Annotated in this window: 4 protein-coding genes and 1 pseudogene; 4 read left to right on the top strand and 1 reads right to left on the bottom strand. The window is 38.5% G+C overall.

The annotated features are described in order from the left end of the window. Positions 1 to 304: pseudogene (locus ACG916_RS12260) on the top strand (fimbrial protein); the annotation flags it as partial. A gap of 184 nt (positions 305 to 488) precedes the next feature. Then, positions 489 to 3077, top strand: a complete 2589-nt coding sequence (locus tag ACG916_RS12255) for a TonB-dependent hemoglobin/transferrin/lactoferrin family receptor (RefSeq protein ID WP_336954061.1) — start codon at positions 489 to 491, stop codon at positions 3075 to 3077. A gap of 261 nt (positions 3078 to 3338) precedes the next feature. Here the strand turns inward: ACG916_RS12255 and ACG916_RS12250 are convergent, their stop codons facing one another. Further along, the gene (locus ACG916_RS12250) at positions 3339 to 4157 is read right to left on the bottom strand and encodes a sulfite exporter TauE/SafE family protein (RefSeq protein WP_419327823.1); all 819 of its coding nucleotides are present in this window, start codon (positions 4155 to 4157) and stop codon (positions 3339 to 3341) included. 96 nt (positions 4158 to 4253) lie between these two features. Here ACG916_RS12250 and ACG916_RS12245 point away from each other — a divergent pair, with 96 nt between their 5' ends. Beyond that, on the top strand, positions 4254 to 5033 hold the full coding sequence (locus ACG916_RS12245) for an AraC family transcriptional regulator (RefSeq protein WP_419327824.1): 780 nt from the start codon (positions 4254 to 4256) through the stop codon (positions 5031 to 5033). 211 nt (positions 5034 to 5244) lie between these two features. Next, complete coding sequence (locus ACG916_RS12240) at positions 5245 to 7347, top strand: TonB-dependent siderophore receptor (RefSeq protein WP_336954058.1); 2103 nt, start codon at positions 5245 to 5247, stop codon at positions 7345 to 7347. Positions 7348 to 7604 lie beyond the last annotated feature (257 nt).

The following is a 7604-nucleotide window of genomic DNA, read 5'->3' as shown; positions in this document are numbered from 1 at the left end:
CTTTAAAGGTATTCATCTCAGTCCAATTTCAGCAACTGACTTAGATGAATCGGATAAGACTTTGTTGATCAATAAAGCCACAGGTGCTTCTGTTAAACACCCTGTTTTTATTCAAATAAGTACTCCAGGTGGCTGGAATATTGTTGATCTTTCTGCGCCTTGGGATACCCAAGCAAGAAGTATTGTTTATGGGACTAGTAATGTCGCCCGAGTAGGTTTTCGAGTAAGCTATTTTTCCAAAACAGGGATTGTCGATGCTCAGGATGCCACAGCGAGAGTAAATTATACATTGCACTATAATTAATTTTCGTCTGATGGTTTCAACAGGGAATAGTTTGTTTGTTGCAGATTGAGAAAATTAAATAAAACTGCAGTTCATTGCGGTTTTTTTCTGTCTGCTTCGTCATATAACTTAGAACGCATGAAAACACAGATTATTTTAACTGAATGAAGTTAATGATTATCATTTAACCTTGGGTGAGTAAAGAATGTCTCAATCTTTATATCAGACAGCAATAAAGCCTGTTGCTTTGGCTGTTGCAATCGCACTTTCTATGGGTGCAATGAGTATGCAAACGCATGCAAATAACACTTTACCAGTAACTTTTTATCAAGTGCAAAGCGGTTCACTTACCCAAGCTTTAAATAGTTTGGCACAGCAAGCCAACGTATCTTTATTATTAGATCCAGAAAAAACTAATCGTTATCGGGTGAAGACGATTCAGGGTAAATATAGCTTAGACCAGTTTTTTGCGTTATTGGTGCAAAATACGCCATTTCAGATTCAAAAAACCTCAGCAGGTTATCTGTTAGTTGAAAAGCCCGTTACTGTACAAATCCCAGTAGTTAATACAGCGAATACAACAACAGGAAAAACAACAAGTTCAAATGCCCGTACTGATGAAAACCAAATTTATCAGATGACACCGATTGTGGTAGAAGCCATAAAAAAAGACACTATACAATTTGGCCAAAGCGTACTGAATCAAAAGGCGATTGATCGTTATCAGGCAAATAATGTTGCACAATTACTGGATCATATGCCCAGTGTTGGTTCAGCCGGATCTCCACGCCCGGGGGGGCAAACGATTAATATTTTGGGGATGGGTGGTGTAGCAGATGTTCCCATTACCTTAGACGATTCTGTTAAAACGTTTGACAAATATCGACAGGGTTCAGTCTTTATTGAGCCAGAAATTTTAAAGAAAATCACGGTGGATAAAGGACCGCATAATGTTGAAGTAGGAAATGGCGGTTTTGGCGGTAAGGTCACACTTGAAACCAAAGATGCCACTGATCTACTGGACGCTGATAAAAATATTGGTGCATTTTTAAAATATTCACGTTTTTCCAATAACAGCCAAAATACTTATACTGGTGCAGTATATGGTAAAGCAGAGAATGGATTGGTCGATGGTCTGTTTTACTATACCAATCGCGATAGTGGAAATGTAAAGCGCCCAGATGGCAGTCAGTTTTTATATTCTGGGCAAGAGCAAGAAACCTATTTAGCCAAACTGAATTTTTATCCAGCAGATGGTCATAAAATTTCTTTAAATGCGATGCAAAGTGGGCATGAGGGCTGGGAACCTTTTGCTGCTATGCGTGATCAGGATGCAGTACCAACTGAAGCAGATATTGCCAAATATGGCTATGAAGAGGCTTGGAAGCGCCGTTTGGTGGACCGTGATCAAGAAGATACCAGTTACTCAGCAAGTTATGAGTTCAACCCTGACGCTAATCCATATCTAAATTTAAAAGCGGTCGCATCCTATTCAAAGACTTATCAGCATGATCAACGCTTGCCAAGTGTAAACGGTTCAGCGGCACTGTTAGGCAACGAAAGTTGGGTGACTTATACCAATACTGCATTGAAAATAAATAATATCAGCGACATTCCAACAAATTTGGGGACGCATAAATTAAAAGTTGGCGCGCAATATCAGAAAATGGAACAAAATTCGCTGATATATGACAAGAACAATGCCAAAAAGCCAGATTATAATTTTGGTTATTACGAACCGAACTATATGCCTGCTGGCGATCAACAAATGCTCAGTGCATTTGTTGAAGATCAATATCAGATTAATAATTTCGTCATTACACCATCGCTACGCTATGATCATATCGAAAATAACGGCAAGCCAAATCGTGCATCACGATTTAATGATCCAACTGCTGGACATGATTATTCTAGTAAAACTTATACTGGCTGGTCTCCACGTTTAGCGATGTCTTGGAAACAGGCGGACTATATGACTTGGTTTGCAAATGTGAGTAAAACTTGGCGTGCGCCTCGTGTTGATGAACAATATTATGTGCAATCCGCAGCGACCACTGTTCCCTCGACTAGTCGTTATCTACTGCCTGAAAAAATGTTGGCGATTCGTGTCGGAAATGAGATGAATTTTGATGATGTGTTTAGCAATGAAGATCATCTGCAAGTTCGTTTAACTTATCATCATAATCGGGGTAGTGATGAGATATTTCGTAATCGTTCAACATTCTGTCGAGCACAAGCAGAAAACAATGCCAACAATGGCTCGGGTAGCGTAGCGGATTGTAAAGGCAACTATGATCATGGTTTTTATCGTAATGTGACTGATTACACCATCAAAGCCTATGAAGCCGAAGCCTTTTATAACCAGCCAACTTGGTTCGCAGGTTTAACTTATTCCTATATTCGCGGGCAACGTGATAATTCCCCGGTAAATCCATGGTTTGATCAAAAAACATGGATGACCAATATCCCACCGAAAAAAGCCACGGCGACTTTAGGGGTAAATGTGCCTGAACATTACTTAACTATGGGCTGGAGAGGGATATTTGTAGCTGCGCAAGACCGAAGCCTTTCTGACAATGATAAGTCAATTGCGGCATCTTCATTTTCATTACCTAAAACCAAAGGCTATTCACTACATAGTGTTTATGCAGACTGGCAGCCAATCGGTGCAAAAGGGCCTACGCTGAATTTCTCGATTGATAATTTATTTAATCGTGATTACAAAATGTATTTGGGTGAATATATGACAGGTACAGGTCGAGATTATAAGGTAAGTATTTCTCAGAAATTCTAATGTATCTGCACCAACCATACGAAATGAAAGAATGACATGGCGAAAAGTAAATTTAATTTAACCATTAAATTCACTTTTCGCTTTTTTTAATTAACTCATCAACATAAATTTAAATCTCTAAAATCATATAATTTTTAGCACGAGGCGTTCGATTGCAACATCTATCAAATTTAACAGTTGCAGTGTTAAAACGATATATGGCTTGGTTTTCAGTTGGATTGTTAACAGGTAAGCATTAAGTCTTTAAGCTGCCAGTCTTGGTTATTGAAATAAAATACTGATCAAAACCAGCGTGAGTAATAGGATATAACCACGTTCATGCAGCTGATTAGACAATTTCCCTATCCACTTTATCGAAAGTTTCATGCCTAAAAAGCCCCCTATAATCAACGCAATTAAAGCAGGGTAATAAAAATAACCAATAAAATGCGTGCCTAAATGTTGGGGTTGAATGAATTGTCCAATGATCAAGGTGAAGCAACCTGCAAGCGCAACTGGCATACTCAAAGGATTGGCAAGGGCAACCGATGAAGACATATCCAAACCACAACGACGGAACAGGGGAACAGTCATCACACTGCCTCCGACACCCAAAGCAGCTGCTATCCCACCGATGAATATTCCGCCTAAGCCTTGCTCTGTTTTGGTGAGTAATCTTACTGTTTGAGCATTTGAGTGGGGCTGTCTGAATTGACGAATCAGACAATCAAAAATTGTAAAACACAAATAGAGTGCAAAAGCCCATTTTAACAGATGTGATGAAGTATTCAGGGCGATCAAAGTGCCTAAAATTGCACCAGCAGCAATCCAATAAGCGATGGGGAATAAGTACTGCGTGTGTATTTTTCGCTGTTTATATTGCTGATAGCTTGCCAATCCTGAGTTGATCACCATCAATAACAATGAGGTGGCAACAGCACTTTTAAAAGCTAAATCATAGGCGGTAGAATGAATTGGATATTGCATACGGATTGTCGAATAAACCAAGGGAACCACCACAAAGCCCCCAGCAAAACCAAATAATATGGTGAGTATGCCACTGACAAATCCTGCAACCAATAAAATAAGATAGAGTTCCATAAGCATAGATCTTTGAAAATAAATACCAGTTTAAGGATTTCCCAATCAATAAAATTTGTTATATTCCGCATTTAATTACTCAAATCAGACAGAGATATGAAACAAATCTCGATTCATAGCGTTGAGCATTTAAAACATAAAATGATTGCGATAGAAACGCAGTATGCTGATTATTATGTGTTGAAGATGCACAGCCATAAACGAGCACAATTACTCTATGCAGCTCAGGGCATGATGCATGTTGAAACACCACAAGGAAACTGGATCATTCCACCAGAAAGGGCAGTTTGGATTCCACCACAAGTTCCGCATCAACTGACTTTGTTTAATGTTAAAACCTGTAGTTTGTATATCCTTCCTGAATACGTCCCTAGGCAGATTGAATGCTGTGAAGTTCTGTCAATTTCGCCTTTGCTTAGACAATTACTTTTAAAAGCACCAGAGTTAAATGAACCGCTTTCAAGACATGATGAGCTGATTCAAGAATTGATTTTAACCGAGCTGGAAATTTCTGAAACAATTGAACTGCATTTACCTTTACCAGAAGATAAAGCCATGTTAGAAATTTGCCAAAAGTTCTTAAAGCAGCCAAATATTCATTTATCACCTGAAGAAATTGCGATACAACTTTATATCAGCGAACGGCATTTTAGTCGGCTGTTTAAAAGTGAAGTCGGGATGTCTTTTTCAAAATGGCGACAACATGCTTGTGTACTGTTAAGTCTTGAAAAATTGCTCCAAAATCAGCCGATCCAGAAAATTGCTTATGATTTTGGCTTTAAAAATCCTGCTGCATTCACCACCATGTTTCACCGAGTTCTAGGTTTAAGCCCGACTCAATATATGGGGCATCTGCAAAATAAAACATCTAGATAAACTGTATTTTTGATTTTTGACTGAACGTTATAAAAATAAGCCTAACTTATCAGTGACCTGATTGATACAGTCGAATCATTAGAAAAAACACGTTTTATTTAAAGCATGTTGCTTTTCAAACATATATCAGTGAAAGGAAAGTGTAAAAAATAGTGATAAATATAAATGAAAATGATTATAATTATTCTTCAAGTTTTTAGGTCATTGTTTAATGCAGTTTAATAAATCCTCCCTCGCATTTTCAGTTTTTGCCATCATGCTATCCACCGCTCATGCTGAGTCAGAATCAGAGATAACGCAAAATGCTGTAAGCAATAAATTGCCAACGATTACCGTACAAGCAGACAGTGATAAAAAAGCCTATGCAGCAAAAACAGCAAGCGCGGTATTGCGATCTAAAGCACCTTTATTTGAAACAGCTCAGTCGATTAGTGCGATCACCAATCAGCAAATTGAACAAAAGCAAGCAAAAACAGTAGCAGAAGCTTTAGAAGGTGTGGCAGGCGTGACCTCTGGTCAATATGGACGAAGAGGCTGGGATGACTTTATTATTCGTGGACAAATATCCAGTTCACAAACTTATATTGATGGGTTGCGTATCCAAGCATCGGATAATGTTTTACGAGCGGAAGATATTTCAGGCTTGGAGTCTATTGAAGTGGTCAAAGGGCCAACCTCAGTTGGTTTTGGTTTGGCGCTGCCAGGGGGCTTAGTCAATTTAACCACCAAACGACCACAAGCAGAAACCGCTTACAAAGGCACATTAAGTTATGGAAGCTATGCTTTAAAAGAAGGTACATTTGACCTAAATTATGCCCCTGACAATCGTGCAAAAGGCGCTTTTCGTATTGTAGGACGGGTCTCTGATCAAGATGACCCGACTGACCATGTTTATTTTAAAAATCAATATATTGCTCCATCTTACAATTTTGATCTAGGCGATAAAGATGATTTATCCGTCATTGCCAGTTATCAACACCGTGAATACATCCGTCAACAGGGCATTCCTTATAGCAAAGGCGATTATAAAAAATACCCTTCAAGTCTATTCTTTGGTGAACCTGATCATGGTTATGATATCGATGTTTATCGTCTTGGTGCAAATTATGCGCACTACTTTGACAATAATTGGGTATTTAAACAAAACTTTGCGGTTACCAAAACTGATACCCAAGGCAATCCGATATTGGCATCAGGTACAAACACACTGCCAATCATTAAACGCGCTGTAAATAATCAAGATAAGCAAGATACCAACTATACCTTGGACAGCAACCTGCAACGTAATTTTGATTTTGGAAAGATCAATTACGATGTGATGGTGGGTATCGATATGATGCGAGAGCGCAGTGATTACTATCGTAGAAACGATACCATCAATTCTTTTAATTCTGACCATCCAGCCTATGGAATTACCAGTACCAAATTGGGGACGCCAACACAACAATTGACCTATAGCCAATTTACGGGTCTCTATCTACGCAATACAATTAAAGTAGATGACCACTGGATTATCGGATTGTCTGGTCGACATGATTGGACTCAGGTTGAAATTGACGATGTATTAAAAAATAGCAACAGCAAAAACTCTGACAATGCTTTTACGGGCAGTGCATCTGTGATGTATCGTATCAATGATATGTTTGCACCATATATCAGTTATTCGACCTCATTTATGCCTGTAACAGATGCTGGAGAAAATGGTCAATTGCTGAATCCTGAAGAGGGTAAACAGACCGAAGTCGGGGTTAAGTTACAAGCACTGGATCAGCGTCTACAAGGTTATATTGCCTATTATGATCTAACCCGTAAAAATGTAACTGAAACAGATATCTCTCAAAAATTTTCAATCCAAACAGGTGAGCAAGTTACCAAAGGTTTTGAAGCAGAAATCGCAGCGGCATTAACCGATCAATGGAATGCCACAGCAACCTATAGCTATATCCCAACAGCAAAAGTCACTGAAAGTGTGATTGCCAGTGATATTGGCAAACGGACCAATCATGTAGCTAAAAATGCCAGTTCGTTATCCACCCAGTATTATTTTAGCCCAGATAAATTAGGTTGGAACATCGGTGCTGGAATTCGTTATCAAGGTTCTAGAACAGCACAGCGCAATACGGATTTTGTCTATTTACCAAGTTATACCTTATTTGATGTAAATGCGGGTTACGAAGCCAAGAATTGGGGCGCAGGTTTAACAATTAAAAACTTATTTGATCGAGAGTATCTGGCAGGGACCACACCCAATGCACAATTGGTCAATTGGGGAGATCCTATGATGGTTCGTCTGAATGTAAAATTTAAATATTAACAGTAGCTTAGTTTAGATGTTGTTTTCACTATTTGAATTTAATGCTCAGACCTAAGTTTTATGGGTATTGGAAACAATACCCGCTTTTTTCAGTATAAAAAAGTTGGAATTAAAGATACTCGGATTTATTAGAATAATGGCTAATCGAGTGAAAACCTTAAGATATTCAATTTAGAACAACACTATGTCTAATTTCTACCATCGTAATAAAAACCATTGCTCCTATAGAGAAGTGATAAAAAAGCTTAAATTAAGAT

The sequence above is a fragment of the Acinetobacter legionensis genome (assembly GCF_048552295.1).
Lineage (GTDB): Bacteria > Pseudomonadota > Gammaproteobacteria > Pseudomonadales > Moraxellaceae > Acinetobacter.
Note: the sequence above shows the minus strand (reverse complement) of the source record. Positions and strands in the feature narration are given on the sequence as shown.

Coding starts and splice junctions, on each gene's coding strand:
- ACG916_RS12255 (WP_336954061.1), top strand. CDS start 489: ATGTCTCAATCTTTATATCAGACAGCAATAAAGCCTGTTGCTTTGGCT.
- ACG916_RS12250 (WP_419327823.1), bottom strand. CDS start 4,157: ATGGAACTCTATCTTATTTTATTGGTTGCAGGATTTGTCAGTGGCATA.
- ACG916_RS12245 (WP_419327824.1), top strand. CDS start 4,254: ATGAAACAAATCTCGATTCATAGCGTTGAGCATTTAAAACATAAAATG.
- ACG916_RS12240 (WP_336954058.1), top strand. CDS start 5,245: ATGCAGTTTAATAAATCCTCCCTCGCATTTTCAGTTTTTGCCATCATG.